Source organism: Phocaeicola coprocola DSM 17136 (assembly GCF_000154845.1).
Classification (GTDB): Bacteria; Bacteroidota; Bacteroidia; order Bacteroidales; family Bacteroidaceae; genus Phocaeicola; species Phocaeicola coprocola.
The window spans coordinates 52,408-78,977 of the sequence record NZ_DS981461.1 but is presented as its reverse complement, the minus strand read 5'-3'; the positions used below and the strand labels follow the sequence as shown (position 1 = coordinate 78,977).

28 protein-coding genes and 1 riboswitch are annotated in these 26,570 nt (G+C 47.2%); of the genes, 10 read left to right on the top strand and 18 right to left on the bottom strand.

The genetic code is table 11. The features are described 5' to 3' along the window. Nucleotides 1–10 precede the first annotated feature (10 nt). Nucleotides 11–1,051 carry an ISAs1 family transposase gene (locus BACCOP_RS06940; protein WP_235776950.1) on the top strand — a complete coding sequence of 347 codons (1,041 nt, stop codon included), beginning with the start codon at nt 11–13 and terminating at the stop codon, nt 1,049–1,051. 603 nt (nt 1,052–1,654) lie between these two features. On the opposite strand, the gene BACCOP_RS19705 is transcribed toward BACCOP_RS06940, so the two are convergent. The 18 genes from BACCOP_RS19705 to BACCOP_RS06845 form a co-directional block, all read right to left on the bottom strand. Next, complete coding sequence (locus tag BACCOP_RS19705) at nt 1,655–1,888, bottom strand: hypothetical protein (protein ID WP_007567639.1); 234 nt, start codon at nt 1,886–1,888, stop codon at nt 1,655–1,657. Then, on the bottom strand, nt 1,885–2,814 hold the full coding sequence (locus tag BACCOP_RS06930) for an amidoligase family protein (RefSeq protein WP_007567636.1): 930 nt from the start codon (nt 2,812–2,814) through the stop codon (nt 1,885–1,887). Before BACCOP_RS06930 ends, BACCOP_RS19705 begins: the two co-directional genes overlap by 4 nt. Before the next feature lie 234 nt (nt 2,815–3,048). Next, nucleotides 3,049–4,455, bottom strand: a complete 1,407-nt coding sequence (gene ltrA / locus BACCOP_RS06925; protein WP_007567634.1) for a group II intron reverse transcriptase/maturase — start codon at nt 4,453–4,455, stop codon at nt 3,049–3,051. A 436-nt stretch (nt 4,456–4,891) separates the two neighbouring features. After that, nucleotides 4,892–5,680, bottom strand: a complete 789-nt coding sequence (locus BACCOP_RS06920; protein ID WP_007567631.1) for a ParA family protein — start codon at nt 5,678–5,680, stop codon at nt 4,892–4,894. Nucleotides 5,681–5,707: 27 nt separating this feature from the next. Next, the gene (locus BACCOP_RS06915; RefSeq protein ID WP_007567629.1) at nt 5,708–6,094 is read right to left on the bottom strand and encodes a DUF3408 domain-containing protein; all 387 of its coding nucleotides are present in this window, start codon (nt 6,092–6,094) and stop codon (nt 5,708–5,710) included. Nucleotides 6,095–6,123: 29 nt separating this feature from the next. After that, nucleotides 6,124–6,540 carry a DUF3408 domain-containing protein gene (locus BACCOP_RS06910; protein ID WP_007567627.1) on the bottom strand — a complete coding sequence of 139 codons (417 nt, stop codon included), beginning with the start codon at nt 6,538–6,540 and terminating at the stop codon, nt 6,124–6,126. A gap of 100 nt (nt 6,541–6,640) precedes the next feature. Continuing rightward, on the bottom strand, nt 6,641–6,832 hold the full coding sequence (locus BACCOP_RS20650; RefSeq protein WP_007567622.1) for a hypothetical protein: 192 nt from the start codon (nt 6,830–6,832) through the stop codon (nt 6,641–6,643). A gap of 1,491 nt (nt 6,833–8,323) precedes the next feature. Continuing rightward, a complete protein-coding gene (locus tag BACCOP_RS06900) occupies nt 8,324–8,890 on the bottom strand; it encodes a DUF2284 domain-containing protein (protein WP_004289236.1) in 567 nt (188 codons plus the stop codon). Next, the gene (locus BACCOP_RS06895) at nt 8,887–9,645 is read right to left on the bottom strand and encodes an ABC transporter ATP-binding protein (protein WP_004289235.1); all 759 of its coding nucleotides are present in this window, start codon (nt 9,643–9,645) and stop codon (nt 8,887–8,889) included. Before BACCOP_RS06895 ends, BACCOP_RS06900 begins: the two co-directional genes overlap by 4 nt. Next, nucleotides 9,642–10,622, bottom strand: a complete 981-nt coding sequence (locus BACCOP_RS06890; protein ID WP_007567607.1) for a FecCD family ABC transporter permease — start codon at nt 10,620–10,622, stop codon at nt 9,642–9,644. The genes BACCOP_RS06895 and BACCOP_RS06890 overlap by 4 nt, the downstream gene beginning before the upstream one ends. Further along, on the bottom strand, nt 10,623–11,762 hold the full coding sequence (locus BACCOP_RS06885; RefSeq protein WP_004289233.1) for an ABC transporter substrate-binding protein: 1,140 nt from the start codon (nt 11,760–11,762) through the stop codon (nt 10,623–10,625). A gap of 11 nt (nt 11,763–11,773) precedes the next feature. After that, a complete protein-coding gene (locus tag BACCOP_RS06880) occupies nt 11,774–13,852 on the bottom strand; it encodes a TonB-dependent receptor plug domain-containing protein (protein ID WP_007567603.1) in 2,079 nt (692 codons plus the stop codon). 18 nt (nt 13,853–13,870) lie between these two features. Then, nucleotides 13,871–14,971 (bottom strand): YncE family protein, encoded by a 1,101-nt coding sequence (locus tag BACCOP_RS06875; protein WP_004293828.1) that lies wholly within the window; start codon nt 14,969–14,971, stop codon nt 13,871–13,873. Nucleotides 14,972–14,999: 28 nt separating this feature from the next. Further along, on the bottom strand, nt 15,000–17,090 hold the full coding sequence (locus tag BACCOP_RS06870) for a receptor L domain-containing protein (RefSeq protein WP_007567602.1): 2,091 nt from the start codon (nt 17,088–17,090) through the stop codon (nt 15,000–15,002). A gap of 14 nt (nt 17,091–17,104) precedes the next feature. Continuing rightward, the gene (locus BACCOP_RS06865; protein WP_004293827.1) at nt 17,105–18,886 is read right to left on the bottom strand and encodes a PKD-like domain-containing protein; all 1,782 of its coding nucleotides are present in this window, start codon (nt 18,884–18,886) and stop codon (nt 17,105–17,107) included. Between the two features lie 64 nt (nt 18,887–18,950). Continuing rightward, nucleotides 18,951–19,868 carry a DUF4465 domain-containing protein gene (locus BACCOP_RS06860; protein ID WP_007567599.1) on the bottom strand — a complete coding sequence of 306 codons (918 nt, stop codon included), beginning with the start codon at nt 19,866–19,868 and terminating at the stop codon, nt 18,951–18,953. A gap of 155 nt (nt 19,869–20,023) precedes the next feature. Then, nucleotides 20,024–20,215: riboswitch (cobalamin riboswitch) on the bottom strand. Between the two features lie 386 nt (nt 20,216–20,601). Continuing rightward, on the bottom strand, nt 20,602–20,931 hold the full coding sequence (locus BACCOP_RS21040) for a site-specific integrase (protein ID WP_004289226.1): 330 nt from the start codon (nt 20,929–20,931) through the stop codon (nt 20,602–20,604). 46 nt (nt 20,932–20,977) lie between these two features. Next, complete coding sequence (locus BACCOP_RS06845; protein ID WP_004289225.1) at nt 20,978–21,871, bottom strand: phage integrase SAM-like domain-containing protein; 894 nt, start codon at nt 21,869–21,871, stop codon at nt 20,978–20,980. A gap of 784 nt (nt 21,872–22,655) precedes the next feature. On the opposite strand from BACCOP_RS06845, the gene BACCOP_RS20245 reads away from it, so the two are divergent. From BACCOP_RS20245 to BACCOP_RS06800, 9 genes are all read left to right on the top strand, one after another. Beyond that, nucleotides 22,656–23,042: a hypothetical protein gene (locus BACCOP_RS20245; protein WP_009126113.1), complete on the top strand. Its 387-nt coding sequence runs from the start codon at nt 22,656–22,658 to the stop codon at nt 23,040–23,042. Nucleotides 23,043–23,203: 161 nt separating this feature from the next. Next, complete coding sequence (locus BACCOP_RS06835) at nt 23,204–23,419, top strand: hypothetical protein (RefSeq protein ID WP_004291535.1); 216 nt, start codon at nt 23,204–23,206, stop codon at nt 23,417–23,419. 11 nt (nt 23,420–23,430) lie between these two features. Then, nucleotides 23,431–23,652 (top strand): hypothetical protein, encoded by a 222-nt coding sequence (locus BACCOP_RS06830; protein ID WP_004291534.1) that lies wholly within the window; start codon nt 23,431–23,433, stop codon nt 23,650–23,652. Between the two features lie 13 nt (nt 23,653–23,665). Next, on the top strand, nt 23,666–24,082 hold the full coding sequence (locus BACCOP_RS06825) for a PcfK-like family protein (RefSeq protein ID WP_004291533.1): 417 nt from the start codon (nt 23,666–23,668) through the stop codon (nt 24,080–24,082). After that, entirely contained in the window at nt 24,079–25,410 is a 1,332-nt protein-coding gene (locus tag BACCOP_RS06820) for a PcfJ domain-containing protein (protein WP_004291532.1), read from the top strand. Before BACCOP_RS06825 ends, BACCOP_RS06820 begins: the two co-directional genes overlap by 4 nt. A gap of 24 nt (nt 25,411–25,434) precedes the next feature. Further along, nucleotides 25,435–25,692 carry a hypothetical protein gene (locus BACCOP_RS06815; protein WP_004291531.1) on the top strand — a complete coding sequence of 86 codons (258 nt, stop codon included), beginning with the start codon at nt 25,435–25,437 and terminating at the stop codon, nt 25,690–25,692. A 19-nt stretch (nt 25,693–25,711) separates the two neighbouring features. Next, on the top strand, nt 25,712–25,945 hold the full coding sequence (locus BACCOP_RS06810; protein ID WP_004304291.1) for a DUF3873 domain-containing protein: 234 nt from the start codon (nt 25,712–25,714) through the stop codon (nt 25,943–25,945). Next, nucleotides 25,942–26,187: a DUF6956 domain-containing protein gene (locus tag BACCOP_RS06805; protein WP_004291529.1), complete on the top strand. Its 246-nt coding sequence runs from the start codon at nt 25,942–25,944 to the stop codon at nt 26,185–26,187. The genes BACCOP_RS06810 and BACCOP_RS06805 overlap by 4 nt, the downstream gene beginning before the upstream one ends. Nucleotides 26,188–26,240: 53 nt before the next feature. Then, the gene (locus BACCOP_RS06800; protein WP_004304290.1) at nt 26,241–26,549 is read left to right on the top strand and encodes a hypothetical protein; all 309 of its coding nucleotides are present in this window, start codon (nt 26,241–26,243) and stop codon (nt 26,547–26,549) included. Nucleotides 26,550–26,570: the final 21 nt, after the last annotated feature.

Below are 26,570 nucleotides of genomic sequence, written 5' to 3'. Positions count from 1 at the left end.
CGATATACTCATGCTCGTAATATTGGGCAGACTCAGCAAGTGTATTACCAGAGCTGAAATACTTCAATTTGGCAAACGTCACTTGAAACGCCTGCAGTCGAAAGGGTTATTTCCGTATGGGTTACCCTCAGAAGCTACGCTCTGCCGTGTGTTTCAAAGCATCGACGATGAAAAGATGGCTGATCGAATGTCTGCTTTTGCAGAGGTTTTCCGCAAGGAAATATCCGCTTCGGCAACTGACATCATTTGTATTGTTGGCAAGGCCATGCGAGGTACCTTGTACGACAACGGACGCAACCCTAATATCGTCTCTGCATATTCACTCCGTTCCAGCTTTACTTTGGCTACTGATGTTTGCAAAGAGAAAAGTAATGAAATCAAATCCGTGCCCCGACTATTGGATAAACTAGATGTGTCAGGATGTGTCGTCACAGCAGATGCCATGTCATGCCAAAAGGGGATAATAGACAAGATTAGAGGTAAAGGAAGCGACTTCGTGATCGAACTCAAGGCGAATCAAAGATCTTTGCGCTATGGGCTTGAAGACTCTATAAAAGCCACCACCCCAACTGATATCTACAAGGAAGGTCCATACTTGGAACACGGCAGGATTGAGTCAAGGGTATGCCGTATATTCCGTGGGGAAGAACTGATTGCCGACAGGGAGAAATGGAATGGAAATTTGACAGTTATAGAAATACTCACATCTACGGAGAAAAAGTCTGATGGCAGAAGTACGTCTGAACAGCGACTGTATATTTCAAGCCTGGATAGCAGTGCAGAGCGGCTTAGTCAGATAACCAAACAGCATTGGGCTATTGAAAGCATGCACTGGGATCTTGACCGCAACCTCCGCCAGGACAGCATAAAGCGTAAGGCTGAACGAGCGGCTAGGAACCTGGATACAATTCAAAGGATGGTGTTGGCACTGATTGCCGTTTGGAAGAACAGAAGGAAAAAAATATCAGATAAGCAAAAGGGAACGGCGCAGATAATAAGGGAGCTGGCGGTAAGCTTCACTAACGTGTTGCATTTTCTGGCTCAAAAATGAGAAAAATTCAGATTTGATATATTCGTAACGCATTGATTACCAATAATGGTATTTCCGCCCATGCCGCATTGGCATGGGTATGGGAATGGTACGCCCAATTCAAAGCTTAAATGAAAAAGCCGTGACTTCTTACGACTACAGACAAAAATACAAATAAAAATACAACGGCTTGTCAAATTGGATAAAAAACGTCTATATCGCAAATCTTAATTCCCTGTATCGCAAAGACAACATTAACTTATTCTTCTGATTATCAATCATAATAATATTCAAAATAGATACTCTACATTTTTCTTTTTGGGGATCTTCTTCAAATTTGGCGGTATCCCCCTCCTGATCCGCTTCTCTTTTGGGGATATAATGATACTAGATAACAGGCGGAACACCTTTAAATCCCCTGTCATGTATTATATTATCATGGATAGCCAGTTTTTGTTATCGCGGAGGGGCGGTGAAAAGAAAAAATGATTGCGGAAGGAGGCCGTGAAACCAGTCTCCGGAAAACAGGATACGACGGAGATCAGATACTGTGAAAAAAGAAAAAAATCCCCACCGGAGATGAATGAACCGGCAGGGAACGTAACAATAAAGGAACGGGCTCTCTCAACCCTTGATGTAACCGTACTTTTTCAGGTCGTCCATGAAATGCTCCGGCGTGTCGGTCCTCACCGTCACCCCGTGCAGTTCATGGTAACGGTTGGAGAAATTCACCATGTACTCCTTATCGGTGCACCCGCTGTCAAACCAGCTGCCCTCACGCAGGAGACGTACAAACTCGGAAGGGTCGGAGGCGGTAATCCTGCCGCCATCCGCCAAAATATACATATGCCTGTTCATGCCGATAATTTTTTAGTTCTCAGTTTATAATATAGTTTCTGTTCACCATCCAGGAAGGGGATGTCCTGGAGCGCGGTGGCCGCAGGCACCTGCCCCTTTGTGGCAAAGGTAACCAATTTGTGGAGAAACAGCACCCAGTTACGCATTTTTGTGAAGTTGGTCGTTCCCGAATGCTGGCGGAACTCGACCGTCTTGTGCCGTGAGTAGGCCTCGAGATTCACCTTATGGTAACGGTTGCCGATCCTGCTTTTCAGATCGTCCACCGTCCGGGCGGAACGTATCATCCCGTCAGAGACATGGCCCAGTCCACGGCAATAGTAGTTATCCCTGCGGGATGCCGGCATGAACCTGTCGATGACCGGTTCCAGATGTTTGTAACTCAGGGCCAGGTTACGCCAGGTCTCCATGCTGAAACCGGCGGCATCGATATGCACGTGAAGCCCGCAGCTCCCGTTCACTTTCATGTCACACAGGTCGAGCACCCAGCAGACCTTCTCCAGCTCCCGCAACCCTGCTTCGCCGACAAGGATCGGACTGACCAGCTCGAAGGTGTCGTTTCCGTTTATACTGCTGTCCGTCACGAGTTTCCAATGCGGACGGGTGGTATGGTTGTAACTTTCCACCGTAACCTCGATATCGGCCTCCCTGAGCTCGCGTGCGAGCCGTTCACGGGAGCAGTTGTAAGCCTCGATCTCGATACCGAACTTGCGGTTGAAAGTGTAATCCGGTGCGGCTGCCAACGGTTGAACGTTCGGACCGCCCTCACGTTCCCTCATCCGGCGCAGGGCATTCACTACAAAGCCGTAGTTTCCGTTGGTCACCATTCTCGCGATTTCCGCACGGGGAACACCCAGAAGATACAGTTGCCGGATCTTGCTCGTCTTTGTCGTTTCTTGTACTAAAATGTTTCTGATTTGCTCGTTCATTACTTGTTTCCTCCTTTATTTTTCGCTTTACTAAAGTAATGCTTTTACAGGAGAAGTCGTAATTATAAGAACCTTATTATCATGCCATTAGCTTACTTTATCTTAGGCTAAAACTTCTTATTTAAGGTGTCTAATCGAGTAGGAGGTAAACATTAATCATAGGTGTTTATCTCCTATTTTCATGTTCACCGACCTCTCACACCACCGTACGTGCCGTTCGGCATACGGCGGTTCCTATTTTGGGTACCATTCGAGATACGAGCCCATTAAGGTAGGATATCCTGCTTTTCGCAGGCTATCATTATTTATCGCCACTTTCAATATAGGACTGTCAGCGATACGCCAATAACCTTTGCGAGTGTTACCCCATTCACATGCCTTATATTTTTCTATACCGCATTTAATGAGGTTCCCCACCTTGGTCTTGGGTTTCTTCCAAGCTTTCCATATACACATACGTATTCTACGTCTTAACCACTCATCTGTGTCAAGAAGAAAGCGTTTCATATCGGCAAGGTGATAGTATCCAATCCACCCACGTATGTAATCTTTCAGCTTCTGTTTCCTCTTGACGTATCCCCATCCATTGCTACGATTAGTCAGCTCTTTGAGGCTCAATTTCATCTTTGCTTTGGATTTAGGGTGTACTGTAAGGCGATATTTGCCTTTCATTACATAAAAGGAATAACCGAGATACTTCACTCCTCGAACATACGATACTACAGTCTTTTCCTTGTTGACTTTAAGATATAGAGTTCCCTCTATAAATCGGGTTATGGACTCTTTGACTCTTCTTGCTGCCCTTTTGGACTTACAGAATATCATCGAGTCATCGGCATACCGCACAAAAGGAAGTCCTCTGCGTTCGAGTTCCTTGTCCAGCTCATTGAGCATAATATTACTTAACAATGGACTTAGTGGTCCTCCTTGGGGAGTTCCTTCCTCGCTCACTTCGAACAGACCTTTGTTCATTACACCGCTTCGGAGATATTTGTGTATCAGACTGACAACTCTGCCGTCTTTAATAGTACGGCTGAGAATTTCTATGAGTTTGCTATGGTTCACGGTATCGAAGAAGCGTTCAAGGTCAAGGTCTACAACGTACGTGTAGCCTGTATTGATTATCTCTTGGGCTCCTCTCACCGCGTCATGACAACCTCTTCTCGGACGGAAGCCATAACTTCTCCTGGAGAATTGTTTCTCATATATAGGACTCAGAACTTGGTTAATGGCTTGTTGCACCAAACGGTCTACCACAGTGGGGATTCCTAATAGACGCATCTTGCCATTGTCCTTGGGGATTTCTACCCTTTTGACGGGGTTCGGACGGTAAGAACCGTCCATCAAGGAACGGATGAGCGCATCTTTGTTGGCTAATAGCCATAAAAACAATTGTTCACATGACATATTGTCGATACCGCCACAGCCCTTGTTTCCAATCACTGCCTTATAGGATCGGTTTAGGTTCGCAGGACTCAGGATTTGCTCGAAAAGGTGTTCCTTGTCGAATGGTACTTCCACGATGTTGTCTTCACATATCCACATGAAAGTCTGCACTCCCTCATACCATTCGGTTTCCGACCTATCTCTTTGAGGGCAGTCATTAACTTCGGATAATGTTTTCTGCATTCGTTCTTTCATTAGGTATGTTTCAATTACTATCGTTTAATTATTAGGTTCAGTCCTTCGCAAACCTATCGGCTCGTTTGCTACTATGACTTCTGCTGACTTCTCACGGCAAGCTTTACTCCGCTGATTTCGATTTTTTTCTATTTTCATGCGTCCGTGAGACCTCCTCGGATAAGGGTATTAACTTTCAATCTTATGTCTGCTTCATCTACATTAACCGTTCCGAATAGCTATAGGGCTTTGGTTTGGGTAGCAACCTTACCCACGGTTTTTATGCCTTATATGAAGTTTCTGTTCGTCAGACCAGATGTTTGCCGCCAGCTTCTTTCAGATTCCACCTCACGATGGACACCCTTGCTATTGGCTGTATGATTCCCGCTATTAGGGCTCATTGGGGACTTGCACCCGTTAGCTAATACTCATGCCGAGCATACTACCCTGACATCCGCTACCGGTCGGTATCGGATTCCTCCAGGCCGATGGTACGGCATATCTCCTCCACCAGTTCAGGAAGGCCGGAGCTTTTCTCCTGACGGGGATCGGGTGGAAACAGCGTGGAGCGGAAGACACCCTTGCAGACAGGGGCCGCCTCCCTGTTGTAGCGGAGGGTGTTCGGAATGTGTGAGGACAGCAGCCGCAGCCCCATCTTGTCGATGACCCGGTTCCAGGCGTCATACAAATCCTTCCGCCCCCGCCTGTCCACCATGTTCCAGAACAGCCAGGTCCCTTTCAGGTTGCAGTTCTTCCTGGAGACCAACTCCTCTTCCAGAGCCTTGGTAAACTGCAGGGAACTCTGCATGACGATGTTGTCCGCCTTGATCGGGATGAAAATGTAGTCCATCGCAGCAACAGTATAGACCACCCCCTCGCTGCGGAGCGTTCCGGGAAGGTCGAAAAGCACGATATCGAAAGTTTCCCCCTTTTCGTCCATATAACGACGCAGGTCCTCCACCGCCTTTTCCGGATCGCTTTTGATGACCGGATAGGCAAGCTTCCGGATTCTCTCGTGCTGCCGGTAAAGGCTCACCTTCAGGTCGTCATTTTTCATGACACTCTCCATGTCCCTCTCACGCATCAGGGCGATGCTGTGCTGCGGGTAGTCACAGTCCACAACCGCCACACGCAGGTCTTTGCGGTAATGCAGCACACTGGCCAGCAGTACCGTAAAGACGGATTTTCCCACGCCACCCTTCTGGCTGGCGACGGCAACCAACAACTCTTTTTCTTTTTTCATCATACTTCTTGCATTAAATGTTAAACACTATTATGACCGGCCGGGCAGGGACTCTTCCAGAATCATCTCCACCGTTTCCCTGTATTCTTCCAGATGCCGCGAGACAAGGTGGTTGATGAACCCCTCCAGCGTGACCTTCCCATTTCTCGAGGCTCCCGCCAGGATGGACAGTTTCCGGTGCAGGGCGGCAGGAATATGCAGTGACCGGCGCTGCACGCCCGCAATGCCACGCAGGTATTCCTCCCCATAGACGGACGGCTGCATGGGGCCGCTTTTCCTTGCGGGACGCATTATGTCGTTACCGGACATTCCACGTCCCTTCCGGGGACAGGCAGGTGCTTCCCCCATGATCTCACGGATGCGGTCCGCGTCCATCCCGCCGGGACCAATCCGGTCTTTTACGTTCTTTCCTGTCATGATATATCTTCTTGGACAATGACAACATTTTATCGGCGGGCCGTTCCTCCACGCTGTCCGTCCTCATCCCAGGGACGGTAGACCTCACCGAGCAGGGCGGCGATATCCTCCCTGTGCTCCTCCATATGGAGCTCCAGCAGCCGGATGATAAACCCGGAGATGCTGCCGCAACCGGCGGCCCTGACCAGCATGGCGATCCGGCGGTGCAGCCTCCCGTCAATATACGCGGTCTTCCACTCCACAGACTTGGGAGCGGGAACAAGAAACCTCCTCTTGTATTCTTCCGGGGCTGTCACTTTCCCTGCACGGACCTGCCTTTCATGCCCCGGCATACCCACCGCCGGTTCCGGGGATGGGGAAACGGGAGCTGACAGAAGGTTTCCCGTGAGTCCGACCCTCTCGAGAACGATATCGGAAAGCCGGTTCTTTTCCTTTTCTGAATCCATTGTCTTAAAATCTTAATTTATTAAATTACACAACTGGCATTGTTTCGGAATACAAAATAAAGAAAGAAGAGGACAGGACGGAACCACCTGTCGCTTATAGTCATCCAAAGTCGTTTATTGTCATGATACACATGATGGTGGGGACGAACATATGGTTCCATCCGGATGCTTCTTCCCATGCGGGAGTGACGTCAGAATCCTGCTGTCCGTAGCGGCGTGGAAAAGTGGCGGGATTCCGTTCCTTGTCCACCGCCCCTTTCAAATCCTTATGGGCAGGTGTGGGAGCATGCATCCGTCCTGATACGGATTCTTGGATTATCGGTCTGTGGAAGTGTAAAAATATCAATCCGTTAATGGAGACAAGGAAGAAAAAAACATAAGGCGTACACGGCTACCTGCACGTTCTCCATTTGCAGAAGTGTAGAAGTGGCAATCCGTTAATGGAAACGATGAAAAAAAACAATAAGGCATATACGGCTACCTGCCATTCTCCATTTGCAGAAGTGTAGAAGTAGCAATCCGTTAATGGAGACAATGAAGAAAAACCATAAGTCATACACGGCTACCTGCACGTTCTCCATTTGCAGAAGTGTAGAAGTAGCAATCCATCAATGGAGACTAGAAAAAGAAACCATAAGACATACACGGTTACATGCCCATTCTCCATTTGCAGAAGTGTAGAAGTAGCAATCCATCAAAGGAGACAAGGAAGAAAAACAATAAGGTGTATACGGCTACCTGCCCATTCTCCATTTGCAGAAGTGTAGAAGTGGCAATCCATCAATGGAGACTAGGAAAAGAAACCATAAGTCATACACGGCTACCTGCACGTTCTCCATTTGCAGAAGTGTAGAAGTAGCAATCCATCAATGGAGACAAGGAAAAGAAACCATAAGACATACACGGCTACCTGTCATTCTCCATTTGCAGAAGTGTAGAAGTAGCAATCCGTTAATGGAGACGATGAAAAAAACAATGAACTATATACGGCTACATGTCCATTTCTCCATTTGCAGAAGTGTAGAAGTAGCAATCCATTAATGGAGATAATGCAGAAAACCATGAAGCATATACGGCTACATGTCCATTTCTCCATTTGCAGAAGTGTAGAAGTAGCAATCCATTAATGGAGATAATGTAGAAAAACCATGAAGCATATACGGCTCACTGCCGCTCTCCATTTGCAGAAGTGTAGAAGTATCAATCCATCAATGGAGACAAGGAAAAGAAACCATAAGACATACACGGTTACATGCACATTCTTCATTTGCAGAAGTGTAGAAGTAGCAATCCGTTAATGGAGACAATGAAGAAAAACAATAAGGCGTATACGGCTACCTGTCATTCTCCATTTGCAGATGTGTAAAAATAACAATCCATTAATGGAGAATAGGGTATGGAAAGGGCAGATTTCCAGTACATACGTCTCCCTTATTCCTGAATTATGGGCGTAAGTCACATGATTCAGGAGAGATAGCCACCTTTTTATGGGGAGAGCAGCCGGCAAATGCCTGATGGAAATGACCCGAAAATCACAGGAGAATAACCGTACAATAGGCTGATACACAATTCCTATTGGAGAATGTTGTCCCCATTAGGGGACAGCAAGTTGTGTTTTCGTTTAACGAAAACAGGACGGTTTAACGGAGAATACACCGATAAACCGTTACTTATTTCAAGCTCCAGCGTCGCTTTTTACATATCTAACTATAATTCATTTGAAATCACAAAACAGATTGAACCGAATGTGGTTAGTTTGTCTGTTTATTTCATGTCCGAATCATTAGTATGCTATGTTGCAAAGTTCGTATTCATTATGAAAAAATCCGCTTACGAGAACAAGATATTCAGGTAATTTGCCATCCTTTCCCCAAAGAAGTTCGATGTTAAAAAGTTCAGAAAGCGTTTTGGCTATGTCAAATCCGAAGGCTTCGAGTGACGGACGCACTTTTTCCGGGTGTCGGCATGGTGTGCCGCAGTTACGCGTACACTCGTTATCTGAGCAGTGAAGACATTTACCTATATAGGCAAATGAACGCCCTCCATATTTCCGCTCCATATCCAATAATTCGCTCTCGATTCGTATCCGTTCCGGTAAAATGAGTTTTTGTGTATATTCAATCGGAATATCTTTGTCTTCAGGGATTATCTTCGTTGCCATAAGATGTGCATACTTGTATTGTCGGAGAAACGATTCCGTATCAAAATCAAATGGAGGACACCCCCAACTTTTACCGTAATTGGTACATTGTTTGCAAAGTTCAAGAAAATGTGGTTCGTCACGGAATTCGGCGATATATCCTTCAACAGTGATGTCTGAAGTAAAATTTTCTACAGTGTATATACTCATTGTTTCAAAATCATTGTACCGCATAAGGAGTCGAAACGGATGTTTTCATTTTGGAAAAGTCTGTCAATGTATCCGCTTTTCTGCATTTCAGACGCGGTCAAGCAACTTAAATTCGGGGTATCTAACAATGCTATCGAATCGCACATGGACAACGCGATGTCAAGTTCATGTGTCGAGAACATGATACATTTTTTCTCGTCGTGGACAAGCCTACGAAGCAACGCCACAAGTTCGTAGCGATTAGGCATGTCAAGAAAGGAAGTCGGTTCATCAAGGAGAATGATAGGAGTATCCTGTGCCAATGCACGAGCAATCATCACACGCTGGCATTCGCCATCCGACATTTTATCCATCGTGCGGTTTGCATAAGCCTCCATTCCCACCGAAATGAGCGATTGCATGACTATCTCCTTATCTGTTTCTTGCATCCTACCTATCCAGTTGGTATAAGGAGCACGGCCTATGGCTACGACATCCTTGCACCGCAGGTTGGCGATGCGCGTGCGCTCGGTCGTGACGACAGCCAGCGTTTTTGCCATATCTTCGGTTTTCATGCAGGCGATGTCGTGCCCGTCGAGAATGATTTTTCCGGAATAACACCGGTTCAGACCGGCTATGGCGCGGAGCAACGTCGATTTTCCTGTCCCGTTTCTTCCGATAAGGGCTGTCAGTTGACCTTTTTTTATCGTGGCATTTACCTCGTGGAGCAACGAGTTTTCTTTGTAACCTATGGAAAAATGCTGTAATTCTATCATGCGGTGATGGATTTGTTGCGTAAAACCACCCATACGACGATTGGGATTCCCAATAGAGCTGTAATGGCGTTGATCGGCAAGGTGAATATTTTAGAAATGATGTCGCAAAGAAGCAATATCGATGCTCCCGAAAGAATTGTTCCGGGCAGAAGGACATGATGATCACTATTTTGGAAAAGCATTCTTGTGACATGAGGCATAGCGAGACCTATGAAACCTATCGGACCGCAAAAAGCGGTTATCGTTCCGGCGAGCAGCGTTGTCGAGAGAAACAACAGGCTGCGTGAACGCCGAATATTCAGTCCCATTGTTACGGCATATTCCTCTCCGAACAGCAGGAGGTTAAGCGGTTTGATGGTCAGTACCGCCAACAGCAGTCCGGCAAACACCGATGGAACAAGAATCAGAAGTTGTCCGGAGGTGACGTCACCCAAAGCCCCCATCGTCCAAATGACAAAGGCTTTCAGCGATTCCTCTTTGCTGAGGTACTGCAATATCTGCACGACAGCACCTACGCCCGATGAGAACATCATGCCCAGAATCAGGATTACCATGATGTTTTTTATTCGCTGTCCGACGGCAGTTATCACGAGCAACACGACAGCCGCACCCACCCACGCTGCTCCGGCAATGCCTATTGATGAACCGATCCCGGCAAGTACCACAAGTGCCACACCGAGACTTGCACCGGAACTGATGCCAAGGACATAGGGACCGGCAAGAGGATTACGGAAGAGGGTCTGCATCTGAAGACCGCTGACCGATAAGGCAGCCCCGGCCAACAGTGCCACTATAGCTTTTATGAGGCGTATGTTGAGTACGATTTTTTCCGTGGCACGGGAACAATTTCCCCCGGTCAGTGCTGCCCATACATCGCGGATCGGAATGTTGACAGCTCCCACGGCCAAGTCCAGTAAAAAAAGACCGACCGTGAGCGTAATCAATATGGAGAATAATATAGTCGAACGGGAACGCATCTATTTCAGTTGCTTGTAATACACACACTCTTCCTGCACCAGTTCAGGATGGAATATCTTCACGAGGTCGCGGAGCACGATGTCAGGATTCACGACGGCAGACTCGTAATAGTCGTTACCCCCGGCTGTGTTGGTACGGGCGTTGTTGTTATACACCTCTCCATTTTTGAAACATCGGGTATCGGTGAATTTCGGACATGATGCCTTCAAGTCGTCAAGGGAGTTCGCCATTCCCACGTTCAGCCACATGTCCGCATCCGACGCGAGCAGATATGCTTCTTCTAAGTCAATGGGGATAGAAGCGTTTCCCGTGTTCTTCTGGTAGATATAGCGGCCTCCCGCATCAGTAATCAAGCGGGCTACATAACTTTGGGTTGAAGGCATGAACCACGAGTCGCCATAGGGAACATTAAGCATAACCGAAGGAGTGCCGAGGGTACTGTCGGCCACTTTCTTTTTCAAGGCGTTGTATCTGACCGGGATTGCGGCAAAGGCTTTTTCACCCTTCTCACGTTTTCCTGTGACTTCTGAAAGCACTACCATCCATTCGGCCTTGCCGAGAGGCGACTCTTCAAGATAATCGCCGACATACATGAACGGTATGTCGAGTTCTTCGAGTTTGCTTTCCATTGCGCTTGCGCCGTTCACCCCATAGAGCAGAACGAGGTCGGGATCGAGCGAGAGCAGCAACTCGTAGTTGATGTTCCCTTCATAGCCGACATCGCCAATACTGTCGCGGCGGGCTTGGATGTCTGGGTTGGAAATGTAGTCGATTCCCGAAACGCCGGTTATACACCGGACTTCACCGATTGCGTCAAGCATGGCGATATGAGTGGAAGACATCGCCACGATGCGTTTGGCGTCTCCTTTGAGTACCTGTCCTGCAAACCCTTCGGGAACCTCTTCACCGTTGCGGACGATAAACAGCCATGTGGTTACACTGTCCGCTCCCTGCCAGGGATTCCTGACGGTTATCAGTACGCTTTCCTTCCCGCCCGCCCCTTTGATGTCGAAGCCGGAGGCATATTCGGGAGCATAAAGCAGCAGGTTGAAATCATTGATTTTTGAGCTTTTGTTGTGGCAGCCTGTAAATGCCAGAGAAAGCAACAAAATCAGGCTTAAATTCTTTAATGCGTTCATATTGATGCAGATTATCGTTTACTATTTTTGTTTTTTCCGAACTTGGGTGTTATGCCGATGAATATCTCGAAATTGATGCCCGGCATGGGACGGGACAATACGGAAAGGTATTCTTCATCGAACAGGTTGTTGATGCTGCCCTTTAGCGACAGATCGGCCCATCGGAAAGAGAGCTGTTTTTCCAGTGTCACGTTATTCATGAAGTAAGGGGGCAGATAGCCCGTCAGGGTATAGTCATTACTCGACATGGTATAACGCTGGCTGTAATAACACCATTTGTAAAGCAGGCTCCATGTCCGCCATGACAGACGTCCGGTCACCGTTGCGGAAAACTCCGGCACGTATGGCAACTGTTTGCCGACGGATTGGTCTGCCGGACTCATCGGTTCGCTCTCGTTGATCGAGGAAGTCCACGAGAAAGTTCCGTTCATATCCAGTTTCCAGTCCTTTCCGAGCATTATATCAAGGTGGGCGTTGGTCTCTGCCCCGTAAGCATGTACCTTTTTGAGGTTTCTGGGGGAGAAGAATCCCTTGGTTGTGGGTAGCCAGATGATCCAGTCGTCGATGTGCGAATCGAACCAGTTGATACCACCGCTCAAAGCATATACATTTTCTTTCCCCACCGAGAACGACAACCCCACGTCGTATGTGAAGCCGTGCTCGCTTTTCAGGTCGGGATTACCGCCCGGCAGAAAATAGAGGTCGTTCAGCGTGGGAAAACGGTAGTTCCGGGAGATGGATGCTTTCGCCACGATATTGCCTTTTTTCGACAGTACCCCGTCGATGAAGAAAGCCGGGATAACCGGGGCCCATTCCGTACCGAACATATCCTCGCGAAGGACAAGCGAGGCGGCAAAACGATCGACAGGCCGCCATTTCGCAGAAACGGAACCGGAAAACTCGACACGTCCCTTGTCATACCCGACAACAGCCTTGTTACCTTCCTGCGAGATGATATTTTTGTCCGCGCTTTCCACCAAATGCTGGTGTACGGAAACACCGGCCGTGAACAGCCATTTCTCTGAAGGAGCATAATCCCCGTCCGCACTTCCGTAGAACGTGTTAATCTTACTGCGTGAGCGGGTCATCGAAGCCATTTCGCCGTTTCCCTTGTCCCGCTTGTAATCATAGGCCATCCATGTGTGTATATAGCCGCCTTTTACACCGACCTTCCATTTCTCCCGCACGCGATCCCACGAGAGGACGCCGCGAAACGTCTGCTCCCTTTGGCGGTTCTCGAAGTCCATGTCGTTCCCGTAATCCGTGCTGAGCATCGCCAGTTCCCGGTTAGAATTGATATACCAGGCGTTTAGCCCGAACTTGTCGCCTTCGCCCGTGTTATAATAAATTTCCTGCAAGACGTGCAGATCCTTATAAGCCCCGCTGCGGTTGCGTTCCGTCGGGTAATAGGAACCGATGATGTTCTTGTCCTCGTCATAGATGTTTTCCTTCTTGTCCCGGTTTCGGTATTTGTAGTCGTTGGGGGAAGAGGAATACACCACACGGGTGGAGGACTGCCAGTGTTTGTCACCGTAGGTCAGGCGGAGAAACTCGTCGAACGTGCTGAACGACCCCACTCCCTGCACGTACTGCAACCCGAACCCTTCATGGTTGGCCGGAGAAGTGGAGAGCCTGACCAGACCACCCAAGCCGCCGCCCGTTTCGTTTACCGATGACGTTCCGTGCAGCAGCGAGGCATCATCGATAAAGTAAGAAGGGATGGTGGAAAAATCCGTCATGCCCAGCATCGGGTTGTTAATGCGCATACCATTCCACGTCACTTGGGTATGCGAGGGAGAGGTACCCCGGAAAGCCACGGTGGATAACGTGGCGCGTCCGTAGTTCTTGACAAAAACGGATGAGTTGAATGTCAGCACATCGGCCATAGACAAGGCGATGTTCTCTTTCATGGCGATGGAATCGAAACGGGTTCGTTGCACGCCTATATCCTTCATAGGTCGTTTGCCCACCACCGTAACCTCCGGAATACGTAGTACCCTTTTGGTAATGCTGACGGAATTTTTCTGCTGGGCGGCAAGCAGAAAGGGCAGGCTTACCCCCACGAACAATAGAATAAGATGTCTTTTCATTTTTGTCCTCCTTCCTCGTTATTTCCAGCAGAAAGCTCCCGGAATGATTCCCACGTAAAATTCATCGATCAGCTTGCCTTGCGGCGAATAGCGATACACGATACCTTGTTGCTGGTAATCAATAGCGTCGGCCACATATACCTCCCCGTTGTTGGGATTGACCGTAAGGCCGTAGTATTTGGTGTCCCGAAACTCCAGAAAAGGCCGGACGGGAACACGGTCGGCTTCCACCGGCATTCGCCAAATATCGTTGTTGATCCAGTAAAGTGTATCCCGTGTACCGTTGAGCTGGACTTCCGAAGGCCAGTCGCCCAGCTTAAACTTGAACTGTTTCTCTACGGTGAAAGTCTCGGCGTCTATACGATAGAGAGACGGTGCCTCGTAACCGTATGGGCTGCCCTCGTAACCGCCATCCGTGATGGTCCACATCTTGTTGTATTTGTCCATGACCAGCGAAGTAGGTTGTATGCCGATGGTCAGTTCGTCCACGACCTTGTCCGTCTCCGTGTCGATTTTCAGGATGCGGTTCTGGTACGACCAGCAGTTCACATAGACGTACTTGCCGTATTGTACCATTTGTTCGGTGGAACCCGATTCCATGTCCATGTCTGGACATTCGATATAGCCGGTAATCTCGTATGTCTTGGGGTTGATGATGAAGATACGGTAGTCCCATATCTGCGTCACATAGGCTTTCTCATCCGACAGAAAATGGATATACCGGGGTGAGGTGAAACCTGTGATACGGCCCACTTCCTTGAAAGTATTGATGTCGATGGCGAAAATCACATGCGAGTTGTTCACCACGATCCAGCCTATACCGTCCCGGATAACCATAGACTGGGCCACATCGCCCAACTTGAACCCGTTGGCACGGTAAAACACTTCATTCTCCACTTCGCACGTGGCGGGATCGTAGTAGGAAAGCGTGGCATTGCTGTACTGGAAATTCCCCTCGTTGGTAATGAAAAGACCAGAGGCCGATACAGAGAAATCTTCCATCTCTCCGTAATCCCATTTCATGCAACTGCCGAAAACTGGCAGGCAGAAAAGAAAAAGGCAAATCCGTTGTATTGTTCTGCTCATTGTCATTCGGATAAAAAAGAGTACCCGAATCATTACGGGTACTCTGGTTAAGGTATAAGGTTTAATCCTGCTGCGTATATTGTTTGTCCTTCATATTTTGGAAGGTTGGGTTATACCCACATTTCGTCACGCTCCAACTTTCCCCCGTAATCATTCCGTTTTCTATAAACTTGCCGAAGAAAGTGTAGTCGGTAAATTTCGTCAAACCGTCAAAAACAACCCCATGCAAGGTCTCCAACTTCTCCATGGAAAGTGTTTCCTGAGAAAGAGAAGTCGCACTTTTTATCTGTAGCGTACCATCTATAGTCTGTAATTTATCACAAGTAATGCCTGTTGCTTTATTAACGAACAACCCTTCACCTCCTACGTGAAGCAATTCCGGAATATCCAGCGATTTACTTTGCAAAGATATTGCTAACGAACCCTCTCCCTCTTTATAATATACAGGAGAAGCTGAACAACAAACTTTGGATAGTAAGGGCAAGTTACAACTGGTAAAATTTCCAGATAAATAGAACTGTCCTCCCACTTCTTTCAAGACTGGCATTGTGATTGAAGCAAACATGGGTATTTGGATATATCCATATCCATCTATGATTTCCAAGTCGGGAAATTTGGCATTGCTTCGCATTTGGCCTGTCACATTTAGATTTCCATATACATGTTGAATTGTCGATATGGTATAATCGATATTGTTGGTGGTTGGCTTACAAGTGAAGTCTTTGATATTCTTGAACGTGATTTCAGGGAACTTATTATTCGTGAGACTGGTGATGACAAAATTTACATTTGACAAATCTTCGGCTGTTTCAATTTTGGAGAGCTGCACCTTGTTTATAATTTCAATCTGGGGCGCTGTTTCTCCGAAGGTTTCAAATCGGGCGTTCGGCAACAGCAGTGTTCCGCTCACATCTTCAAGATAATCCAGCGTGATGCTTCCAAGTGTGGTGATCTTGCTCCAGTCGGGAAGTTGTTTGAGTGCCGTGAAATTCTTTATCTTTATCTGTCCCTTTATCGTTGTCAGTTTGTCCATTCCACCGAAAGCCTGAAGCACGTCATTTCGTTGGGGAACAAAACTACCGGTAGGAGGAGCTTCCATATTGGCTTCCATAATAATACTTCCGTTTACTGTTTCGATTTCCGGAAGGTTGATGGTTTCCAACATCACGGGGACGGTATGGAAATCAAGGCCACCGGTCTCTTTCAGCTTAAGGAAGCTCATGGAAGTCAGCTTGGCAAGATTGTTTACGGACAAGACCCCTCCGACACTTGTCAGTTCCGGTATTTCCAAAGACGCAATCGAACCGGCTGCTGTGTTCTCTTCATTGAGTCCTTGAAGATTCAGATCCTGACCTACAGTAGTCAGAACCGGAAACTCAAAACTCTGTAACGACGACGCATTGAACATCACGCTTCCTTCAATAGTTGCCAGTTTCTCGAATAGGACATACGTCACTTGGTCGTTATATACCGATATGTCTCCGGAGAGCGTTTCCAATGCTTTCATGGAAATCATGTGAAGTTCCGTAGCTTTCGAGGCGACATCGGTCGAACCTACCTGTAAACCTCCGGCAGAAACGATATTATCCAACCCTGTCAAGTCTGCACCGTTGTAACTGTTACGAATGACAATGTTGCCAGTAACCTCTTTCAAAGATGCCAATGCAGATATGTCAGTGATTTTTTCTGCCTCTTCCGCATCAGAGCCGATAATCAGGTTCCCTTTGACAACGGTTGTTTTGGTTGCGGCAAAAGAAGCTACCTCCTCGGTGGTCTTCAACTCCACATCTCCGTCAGATTCTATCTCGCTTTTCACGACCTTATAGGTATATTCGCGGGCATCTCCGTTATAGGATGTCACCCGGAAGGTTCGTTCGTTATCCCAGTCCGTTACCGTTTCAGGATCAGGTATGATTGTTGCAGAAGTTGTGTACTTGAATTCCACTTCGGCGTTGTTCAGCGATACCGTATAGGGAACGGTTATTGTTACTGTATTGTCCGTAATGTCGGCCGTGTACGATTTCCCGTCCACGGTCATCACGACCGATGTGATGAAATTTTCATCTGCATCTTCAGGTATAATTTCATCGTTTTTGTCACACGCTCCCAAAAAGAACAAGGATAGGAGCATGGGAAGAAAATAAATTTTCATACTTGTAATTTTTATTATTTGGTTAGATCCTCAAAAGAAAATACCTCCGTAGAAACTTCGCCCAGCCAGCCGCTTTTGGCCAGAACACCGCATTGTATTTTGATAAAGTCAATATATTGCAGATTGGCTTCCGTTCCATCGGCATGGATGGCATTGGAAATTTTGAAACCGTTCCTTTGTCCGCTTCCATCCACCGTACTGCCGCCTTCTATCTGGTCGTTTCCGAAATTATCCACGTACCCCCAGTCATAACTCTGATTATCCCAATAACCGGTTTGAGAATCTTGGGTGTTGCGGGCGGCCAGACAAGTGCCTGTCAGGGTATAACTGTTTTCCGAAATCCAAGCCGGATAATAATAGTCTTGTGTATGATAAGCGGACAGATAGTCTACCCAGCCGTTTCTACCGTCGGAACTGATCCATTGGACATCCATTTTTTTGCCTTCCGGACGGTAATAGGTCACTTCAAAATTCTGTATTGTTTCTTCCTTGCCTGCTTCAGATCCTTTCAGTTCGTACCACTCGTCATCCGGCAATCCGTTTCCGTTTATATCTTGCATGACCCATACGATACCCGGTTCGGAACTGCCGTCAAAGGCGTTCCCCTGAACACAGAAATCATATTGGTTACCCGAATTGGGAATACTGTGGTCGAAGCCGACGATGATATAACCCCCGAAAGAACCTAAAGAGACGTGCAGTTTGTCTTTCAAACGCTGTGTTGCCCATGCGACAGCCGCTTCAGGGGATGTTTCGTTGCCGGTCATACCGCCTATCGTGCTCGTCTCGTTGATAAATTGGCCGGGAGCTGGGGTATATTCATAGACTTTATTCCAGAGCTTGGAACTTCCCGAAGCCCGGAAGCCGTCTTGTTCCTTTTTGTCCACACAAACGACTTTTACGGTGGCAGTGACAGCCGTTTTCCCTTTGTCGATATTCCTGCTTATTTTTTCCGTCGGTGTGTCTTCCGACACAGTACAGGAGACGGTGTATTCTCCGGGTGCGGACGGCGTGAACTTGAACATGCGTTCCACTTCTCCTTCCATGACCTGACCGTCCACACTCCACTCAAAACGGGGATTGTCGAAATACTCCAACAACGGACGCAGGAAAACAGGACGGTCGGCAAAAGTGTACCTGTCCGTGGATGTTTGCAGGTAAGACGGGGTCGGGAATTTGACAACGTAGGGCATCGTTTCCACGACCTCTACGCTTACGTCTTTCGTTGTTGTCCCATCTATATTGGAAGCGTTGATTGTCACCGTATAAACACCGAGTTCTTTTTCATTGAAAGTATAAGTATTCTCGGTGGAAACGATTTTTCCTTCCCGTACCCATTCGATTTTGAACCCTTCGACATCCGAATGCTGAATATCGGGAGTAAATGTGTAATCGGTATTCCGGACGACTTTTAGCCCCTGCGAAGGTAGTGCCAGTGAGATGACCGGAGGGGTGAGTTCTTTCACTTCTACTTTCAGTTCCTCTTCGGCATAGCCTTCCGCATTGTCTACTCTTAGTTTGACATAAAAATCCCCGCATTCATTCCATGTACGTTGAAGAGACGGACCCGAAGAAACCAGCGTACCGTCTATCGTCCAAGCAAAAAGAGCATCTTCAACATTCTGGTATGTCGGGGCGATAGTCAATTCGTGATCGACCTTGACCGTGTAAATACCGGTCTCGCTGTCAAGTTCTATTATAGGTTGTCCTCCTACTTCTTCGGTAATGACTTCATCCTTGTTGCAGGAGGTGAACAGCATACAGGCAGAAATAATAAAATAGTGAAAACGATGCATGATGTGTGGATTTTAGAAAAATAACAGGGATACCCCCGACAGAAGGGATATCCTTATATTCTTTTTATTGTATGGTGATATCATCAATACAGATATAAGCCGGAGTATTCAAACCGTATGCTCCCGAATCCGAACCCTCGAAGTTGAATTTCACACTTTGCACCCCTTCGGCATTGATTTCCCAATAATCCCATGTCGTGATAGGATCAACCTGTTGTTGGCCGTTACGATAATCGGCTAAAAGACGTTTGTAAGTGCGGATCAGACCGCCATTCGCATCATAACATTCCAGATTCACTTGGAAATACCCTTTCATCTCTTTCAGAGGAGTCGCTACCCCCGTAGAACCGAACTGATTACCATAAGTAATGACACCATAAGTGTATGAGGTGTTGCAGATCCACAGGCCGACCAATTTCCGGGGAACATTGAAATAAAATTCTGGTTTAGCCATCCATGCCTGATTGTAAGCATCCACATATCCGTAAACGACACCGAAATTGGAACCGCTGTGCCCGGCTTCCTTATTCTGTCCTTCCGCTTCCACCGCAGTGTTATAGACAGAACATTGGTTTAGATAAGAATACCACCAGTCTCCGGTATTTCCCGACTGATTGGAGCGGATGTTCCAGTTGGAAAGTGCGATGCCGCCGCTGGAATACTCTGTGCTTCCACCTACAGTATTAAACATTGAAAGGAAGAGATATTCTTCCGGAGTATTGTCGTAAATGGTGGTTACTTGAGGATACCCTTGGTACGAATAAAGATTTTCTCCGGCCGAGGTAGGTCCTGCTAACATGCCGGGATCGAAATCATCGAAAGTGATAGTTAAAGTACCGTCCGGATTTGTCACAGCACGGGTTTGCGAAGTTCCGGAATCAACCGGGTCCATCAAAAAGTCATCGTCCGAACTACAGCCAGAGAACAAGGCGGTTGCGGTAAATAGACAGGCACCTGCCAGAAAGCGTAATTTTCTTTTCATAGGTCACTCATTTTAATGTAAAACATATTATTAACAAACACAAAAAATTCCCGTTCGTGCGGACTTACACGAACGGGAATATGTCTGTCTTCAAATATTGAATGGCCGATGAGCTATTCCTTATTTGATTACGACCCGTATATCCCGCAGGTGTAAATCTCATTCCGGTCATGGCAGGTCTTCTGACTCGTCCCGGTCATCGTGCCTTCCCGGTATTACACCAGTGGCAAAAGTTCGATGTCCGTTTTTGTGGACTCACAGCAGCGGGTACTGTCCCGGATTTTCACCGGGTTCCCTTTTCATTCGGAAGGCGTAAACCTCCCGAAACCATTTCCCGACTGCAAAATTATCTATATTACATATCAATTCCAAATAATTCATAATATTTATAATAAAACACACAAAGCATGACAACCGTACTGTTTTAATTAGAGCATTCAAGTTTACGACAAACGAAGACGGTAATTATCATACACAATATCCATAAACCAACAAAACAGCTTGCCATTTTCCATAACAATGCGTTCTGGAATAGATAACTGTTAACTGCAATTATGCAAGCAAAAAAAGCAGACAGAATAATGACTATTAATATCATGCACCAGAAATTAATCCTATAAATTTATGGAAAACAAGTAAGGGAATGGAAGTTCCGTTGCCGCATGGATGCAGGTGAAGGACCTTCTCTTTTAACGTTGGATACGCCAATGCACGCCAACGGAAGACTCTGATATTATCTGTTTGGAAAGGATATAGGATGTGCGTTACTTTGTCGCATATTCAGAATCTTAAAAAGAATTTTAGTATGGAACTGACAATTATTGAAACAAGCGCGTATTAGGAGTTGAGAAAGCTGGTCAGCACGCTGGTCGTACAGATGGGCGACTTCCAGAAAAAGATTGCCCCGCCTGCGCCGGACAAGTGAATGGATGCGCAGGACGTATGTGATGGACTTATGCCCAAACACTTTCTGAAGAGTTTCCAGCAGCATCCCCTTGAGTATGGCCAGAACGGCAAATGCGTGGCGTCCGATGTGCGGGGTGACCTCGCCCCGGAGTTGCATTTCCTGCCTATGATTCCAAGACTGAGCCGCATGGCATTGTATTCACCTACCGGAAAGACACATTCGGGGAGTCTTTCTTTTCATCCGTACCCCTATATTTTTCAATCAGTTCGATAGCAATGGGCAATAATTTTACGACATACGCCACTCCCGTTTTTATACGGTTGCCCATCAGCCATGTACCGCCGTCGGAGTCGGTATGGATATTATCGTATGTTATGGCTTTCAAGTCCACATAGGAAAGACCGGTGAAGCACATGAACAGGAACATGTCGCGCATGGCACGCTGGCGTTTGTATCTCGGTTCTATATGGATTATCCTTTGCAGTTCCTCTTCGGAAAGGAAAGAACGCCTCTTGTATTCGGGCATACACTCGAATGATGCGAACGGATGAACCCGTATCCAGCCTTTTTCCTGCGCGATATACATCAGCCACTTCAAGGTATTGACACGCCCGAAGACAGTGGAGTTTGCCAAAGCGCATGTACCGAGCATCCAGTTGTAGTAATCCTCGATGAATGATTTCTCAAGTTCTTCGATGACAATATCCTCTGCATTCTTCTTGCTTTTCATGAAAAGCAGGAGACTCTTGTAATCGGCAACCAGACCGCAGTAGGTGCTTTCGGCTTTCTCTATGCCGATTTTCTTTTTATACGGTTCCAGCTGTTCCCTGAAAAGGTTCATAAGGGTGTGGCATTCCTCTGAGAAGCCGACATAGCGGTTATAGACTTTCTTGGCTGTAACAAAACTGTCGTGGTCGCAGATGTACTGGTAGTGCCTGGTGATTTGCGCCTTGATATTGTCAAGCTCCTGATTGAGTGTACGGGCCTCCTCGGACTTGCCTTTGGCCCGGTTGGTTTTGACGTCCCACAAAGCGAGGGACACTTCTTTCTTACAACTGAAACCGGCTTGGGTTCCATTGATGGTGATACGGCCCATAATCGGTGTCTTTCCGTTTTTTACAGACTGTTTATTCTCAAAACACTTAGCTATACATGGTCTGCGATAAGCTAAGAGAGATTCCCCTTACACAAAAGCATGGCATCTCCTTGTCGTATCTCGCCTTTATACTTTTATGTATAGTAGTCTACCGGATCGAATGAACAAGACCTATCCCATACATAAACCAATTTAGACTGCTATGTTATTTTTGAGGAAGAAGATGGAATGAGACCAGATACCCTCTTTAAGGCTGACTGTAAGTCGATTAAATGTAGAAAAAGATTGCTTTTGTCACAAGTAAAGTGTATATTTGCAGGCTGAAGTTACGAAAAGAGTGTAATTTATTGGAAATGAGCGTAGGTTAATTGCTCTTGATAGTAATAGGTTACGATTTAGTTAGTTATCTACTGCATTATCCTTCTGCGCGTTGCGTAACCTTCAAAGAACTCTTCGTATGCAAAAGTAGCTATTTAATTCGAGATTTTGATATAAACTCCCGTTTTTTATCCCCTCATTCATAAGAATTTTCCGTAAAAGCGGTATTGTCCGTCGGCACACCATTGCCCAAAACGAGTTTGGAACAAACGTGTGCCGACTACCGCATAGCTGGAGAAAAGGGCATTGCCTCACGCCTAAACGATGTTTAGACAGATGAAGCAATGCCCCTTTCTTTTGCGCCTATGCCAAGAGGTGCTTTTACGGGTTTTCAAATGATTTTTCTTTTTTCGCTGTCTCTTTTGCCGGAAGCGGAAAGTGAATGCAGAGTGTGTCAGCCTGCCCCATGAATGAAACAGGCGCCCACACACAGCCGGACAAACCGGGAAGAATGATTGTTGCCACCCGGCTGAACAAGTTCCGTCGGATCGGAAACAATCATACTTCCTTTGTTGTGGTTTGCCCTTTTCACGCTTCCGGTGATGTCTTTTTCCTTTTGGTGATTCTTTTTTTTACGGATTTTCCCCTGAAGTTTTTTTCTACACAATCTGCCTCTGTTTTCGTTTACCTCCATTTTGCGCCTTTCAGTAAGCCGCATCAGTCAGTCATTTTCGTTCTGGGCGCAAAGGTAATTCCGGGATTGGACGGGAAAGCAAGGTCAAGCCTCCTGTTTTCGGTAAAAATCTCCAGCCCTGCGGGTAGTATTTTGACCGAAAAACCTTGCATTCCCTAATCCCTACCTTTTCAAGCACCCGAAACGAAAACGACCGATGCGACAGAAAGACGCATAAAAAAAATGTCGGATAAACGAGAGGCAGATAAGATAGTTTGAAACTCAACTCCCTCAGCTCTTGAATCCGCATTAAAAACAAAAAAATCAAAAACAGCGAAGATATGACGGCAACGGCAAATTTCAGACAAATGGCGCAACACATCGGGTTGGCGATATGCGGCTTGATGATGCGCACCGCCTTCGGGGTGTTCGGCATCCTTTGGGGCATCATCAGAGAGATTGTAAACGGAGTGTTCCGAGTGGCGATAGGTGTAATCGTGGCTATCCTTTCCACCATTGCCTTCTTTGGCTTCATCCTTTGGTTATTCACCCTTTAACCCTTACCGACATGGCAAAAAGAAACAGCAAGACGGCAGCGCAGCAGTGCAGATATTACGAGGTGGACAACATCTTCGTGTATATGGTGGAAACGTACATCAACGGCAATTTTGAAACTTTCCGAAGATTGTACCACGAACTGAACAAGGACGCACGGAGGGATTTCATGGACTTCCTTCTCAGCGAGGTAGAGCCGACCTATTGGAGAGAGATACTGAAACAGATAATCTAAAAATGACAGCGATATGAAAGGAACAGACCATTTCAAGAGAACGATATATATGTACTTGGAACAGCGTGCGGAGGAAGATGCGCTATTTGCAAAGAAGTACCGCAACCCTGCCAAGAACATGGACGAGTGCGTGACCCACATTCTGAACTATGTGCAGAAAAGCGGTTGCAACGGTTTCACGGACGGAGAGATATTCGGGCAAGCCATCCACTACTATGAGGAAAACGAGATAGAGGTGGGCAAACCGATGGACTGCCAAGTGGTTGTGAACCACGTTGTGAAACTCACGGCAGAGGAAAAGGCGGAGGCACGTCAGAACGCTGTCCGCAAATACCAAGAGGAGGAACTCCGCAAGTTGCAGAACCGCCACAGACCGTCAGCGAGAAAAGAAAACCAACCCCAACCCTCATTATTTGATTTAGGCTTATGAAACCGAAGACCAAGATACAGAAAGAGGTGGCAAGACTTTCCGCCAACCTTCGCCCCATATCAGCGACACAAATAGATTGGGCATACCGCCACTGCGTTGAGCATATCGGCTACCGCACCAAGAAAGGGAACATCACCTGTTCCGACTGCGGTCACGAGTGGCACAGCGACAGCGGACTATGCGACACCCTTGAAGGCTGCACCTGCCCCAAATGCCATGCCGAACTCAAAGTGCAGGACACACGCAGACGCATCTACAAGGAAACGCAGAATTTCAGCGTGATAACCACCTGCAAAGGGTATCAGGTAATCCGCGTGGCGCAGGTCAGATGCGAGAGCAGGAAAGGCGAACCGATGCGTTTCTACTGCCACGAGGTCGTGCAGCGTTGGATTTCACCCGACGGCAAGGTTACGGACATGGCGTTGCTCCGTGGCTTCCTTTTCTGCTATTGCGATGTGTGGGCATTAGGCAGCGATATGGAGGTAAGACCGCACAACAGCCTATACGATGATGTGGTGGCAAGAAGCTGTGCATATCCAAAGATGAGGATATTGCCCCAACTCAGACGTAACGGCTTCAAGGGCGATTTCCACGGCATCTCCCCCGTGCGTCTTTTCAAAGCCTTGCTTTCAGACCCAAGAATTGAAACCCTTATGAAAGGCGGTGAGATTGAGGTCATGAAACACTTTCTTTTCAATACCCGTACTGCCGATGAATGTTGGGCATCATATCTGATTGCCAAGCGTCACAAGTATCAGATAGACAACCTCTCAATGTGGTGCGACTATCTGCGTATGCTCAAAAAACTCGGTCAAGACCTCCGTAACCCGAAGAACATCTGTCCCGAAGATTTCATGGCGGCACACGACAACGCAACCCGAAAAATTGAAGCCATACACGAGAAGGAAAGAGCCGCAGAGCAACGCCGTTGGGAGATTGAAAGGCGTGAGCGTGAGCAACAGCGACAACTCCAACGAAAGAAAGATGCGGAGGATTTCATCGCCAACAAATCCAAATTCTTCGGCTTGGTAATCACGGACGAGGAAATAATCGTCAAGGTGCTTGAAAGCATAGACGAGTATTACAACGAGGGCAAGACGCAGGGCATCTGCGTGTTTGGCAGTGGATACTACAAGAAAGCCGACACCCTCATACTATCGGCAAGGATTGGCGATGAGATTATTGAAACCGTAGAGGTGGACTTGCGAACCCTCGAAGTGGTGCAGTGCCACGGCAAGCACAACCAGGACACCGAATATCACGAGCGCATCATAGACCTTGTGAACAAGAACGCCAACCTTATCCGTGAGCGGATGAAAGCGGCATAGCATAACCCCTAAAACAACATTGATATGGAAGTAAGAATTGAAAGTATGATTTGTGTGTGGGATGATGCAATCCCCACGATGTTCCTTGAATTTGTGAACCTCCTCACTCTCACAACGAGTGAGGGGGAATTGAGAAAGAGCGTAAAGGAGTTTGCCGAGAAGCACGAACTTGACAAGTTTTTCCTTTACGGCTTCGGCTCACACCATTTCTACCTGCACCAACGCTACACAAGCAACCCCGAAATGGTGATGAAGAACAGAGTTCTGTCAGTACATTTTTAACCATCTAAAAAGCAACATTATGACAACACGAATGACCATCAACGGAGTAAGCACCTGCGCGGAAGCAGGTACGGAGAAATACGAGCGTTTCCAATCGGGTATCGGAAGACGCAGGCGGACACTTGTGCAGTACGACTACCGCCACCCCATAGACAGAGAATTGTTCTCTTGTGTCAAACCCACGTTGGACGAGTGCCGAGCCGCACGGGACAAGTGGCTGAACGCAAAGAAGGGAAAGGAGGACAGACTATGAACACGACCTATCAAACGCTGATAGTCAAGTTCAGCGAACCTATCACGGCATTGGACGGTATCTTTGACGATACCGGAGCGTGGGGAACGGACACCCTCAAGGGGTGGATAGATGATTACGAAAGCACACGTTTCACCGCCACCGACAGCCATACGGCAGTCATCACGAGCGAGTACAATATGGAATGTGTGAAAGAGTGGCTACAACGGCAGACCCCCATTTCCGAAATGCGAGAATTTTGAACGGGATGGCGGTGTCCGCACCGCCAATACTTAAAACCCTAAAAACAAAAGATATGATAGCCAAGACGATATTACAGCAGATAGGCGGAAAACGCTTCACCGCCATGACAGGTAGCCGTGATTTCATAGATATGGGCAACGGCTTACGGATGAGCCTTGCAAGGAACAAAACAAGTGCCAACCGCCTTGACATCATCTATGACGAAGGGGCAGACCTCTACAATATGCGCTTCTACCGCAGGACGTTCAGCAAAAAGACCTTTGAGTGCAAGACAAAGGACATTGCCGTACACGAGGGTATCTATTTTGATATGCTGGAGGAAATGTTCACGATGGTGACGGGACTTTACACACGCTTTTGAGTGGCGGGGCGGCGAGAGCCG

What these genes read in the sequence shown, in the direction of transcription:
- BACCOP_RS06940 (WP_235776950.1), top strand. Translation starts at nt 11, where the DNA reads ATGCTCGTAATATTGGGCAGACTCAGCAAGTGTATTACCAGAGCTGAA.
- BACCOP_RS19705 (WP_007567639.1), bottom strand. Translation starts at nt 1,888, where the DNA reads ATGAACAGGCATATGTATATTTTGGCGGATGGCGGCAGGATTACCGCC.
- BACCOP_RS06930 (WP_007567636.1), bottom strand. Translation starts at nt 2,814, where the DNA reads ATGAACGAGCAAATCAGAAACATTTTAGTACAAGAAACGACAAAGACG.
- ltrA (WP_007567634.1), bottom strand. Translation starts at nt 4,455, where the DNA reads ATGAAAGAACGAATGCAGAAAACATTATCCGAAGTTAATGACTGCCCT.
- BACCOP_RS06920 (WP_007567631.1), bottom strand. Translation starts at nt 5,680, where the DNA reads ATGATGAAAAAAGAAAAAGAGTTGTTGGTTGCCGTCGCCAGCCAGAAG.
- BACCOP_RS06915 (WP_007567629.1), bottom strand. Translation starts at nt 6,094, where the DNA reads ATGACAGGAAAGAACGTAAAAGACCGGATTGGTCCCGGCGGGATGGAC.
- BACCOP_RS06910 (WP_007567627.1), bottom strand. Translation starts at nt 6,540, where the DNA reads ATGGATTCAGAAAAGGAAAAGAACCGGCTTTCCGATATCGTTCTCGAG.
- BACCOP_RS20650 (WP_007567622.1), bottom strand. Translation starts at nt 6,832, where the DNA reads ATGCATGCTCCCACACCTGCCCATAAGGATTTGAAAGGGGCGGTGGAC.
- BACCOP_RS06900 (WP_004289236.1), bottom strand. Translation starts at nt 8,890, where the DNA reads ATGAGTATATACACTGTAGAAAATTTTACTTCAGACATCACTGTTGAA.
- BACCOP_RS06895 (WP_004289235.1), bottom strand. Translation starts at nt 9,645, where the DNA reads ATGATAGAATTACAGCATTTTTCCATAGGTTACAAAGAAAACTCGTTG.
- BACCOP_RS06890 (WP_007567607.1), bottom strand. Translation starts at nt 10,622, where the DNA reads ATGCGTTCCCGTTCGACTATATTATTCTCCATATTGATTACGCTCACG.
- BACCOP_RS06885 (WP_004289233.1), bottom strand. Translation starts at nt 11,762, where the DNA reads ATGAACGCATTAAAGAATTTAAGCCTGATTTTGTTGCTTTCTCTGGCA.
- BACCOP_RS06880 (WP_007567603.1), bottom strand. Translation starts at nt 13,852, where the DNA reads ATGAAAAGACATCTTATTCTATTGTTCGTGGGGGTAAGCCTGCCCTTT.
- BACCOP_RS06875 (WP_004293828.1), bottom strand. Translation starts at nt 14,971, where the DNA reads ATGATTCGGGTACTCTTTTTTATCCGAATGACAATGAGCAGAACAATA.
- BACCOP_RS06870 (WP_007567602.1), bottom strand. Translation starts at nt 17,090, where the DNA reads ATGAAAATTTATTTTCTTCCCATGCTCCTATCCTTGTTCTTTTTGGGA.
- BACCOP_RS06865 (WP_004293827.1), bottom strand. Translation starts at nt 18,886, where the DNA reads ATGCATCGTTTTCACTATTTTATTATTTCTGCCTGTATGCTGTTCACC.
- BACCOP_RS06860 (WP_007567599.1), bottom strand. Translation starts at nt 19,868, where the DNA reads ATGAAAAGAAAATTACGCTTTCTGGCAGGTGCCTGTCTATTTACCGCA.
- BACCOP_RS21040 (WP_004289226.1), bottom strand. Translation starts at nt 20,931, where the DNA reads ATGCAACTCCGGGGCGAGGTCACCCCGCACATCGGACGCCACGCATTT.
- BACCOP_RS06845 (WP_004289225.1), bottom strand. Translation starts at nt 21,871, where the DNA reads ATGGGCCGTATCACCATCAATGGAACCCAAGCCGGTTTCAGTTGTAAG.
- BACCOP_RS20245 (WP_009126113.1), top strand. Translation starts at nt 22,656, where the DNA reads ATGAATGAAACAGGCGCCCACACACAGCCGGACAAACCGGGAAGAATG.
- BACCOP_RS06835 (WP_004291535.1), top strand. Translation starts at nt 23,204, where the DNA reads ATGACGGCAACGGCAAATTTCAGACAAATGGCGCAACACATCGGGTTG.
- BACCOP_RS06830 (WP_004291534.1), top strand. Translation starts at nt 23,431, where the DNA reads ATGGCAAAAAGAAACAGCAAGACGGCAGCGCAGCAGTGCAGATATTAC.
- BACCOP_RS06825 (WP_004291533.1), top strand. Translation starts at nt 23,666, where the DNA reads ATGAAAGGAACAGACCATTTCAAGAGAACGATATATATGTACTTGGAA.
- BACCOP_RS06820 (WP_004291532.1), top strand. Translation starts at nt 24,079, where the DNA reads ATGAAACCGAAGACCAAGATACAGAAAGAGGTGGCAAGACTTTCCGCC.
- BACCOP_RS06815 (WP_004291531.1), top strand. Translation starts at nt 25,435, where the DNA reads ATGGAAGTAAGAATTGAAAGTATGATTTGTGTGTGGGATGATGCAATC.
- BACCOP_RS06810 (WP_004304291.1), top strand. Translation starts at nt 25,712, where the DNA reads ATGACAACACGAATGACCATCAACGGAGTAAGCACCTGCGCGGAAGCA.
- BACCOP_RS06805 (WP_004291529.1), top strand. Translation starts at nt 25,942, where the DNA reads ATGAACACGACCTATCAAACGCTGATAGTCAAGTTCAGCGAACCTATC.
- BACCOP_RS06800 (WP_004304290.1), top strand. Translation starts at nt 26,241, where the DNA reads ATGATAGCCAAGACGATATTACAGCAGATAGGCGGAAAACGCTTCACC.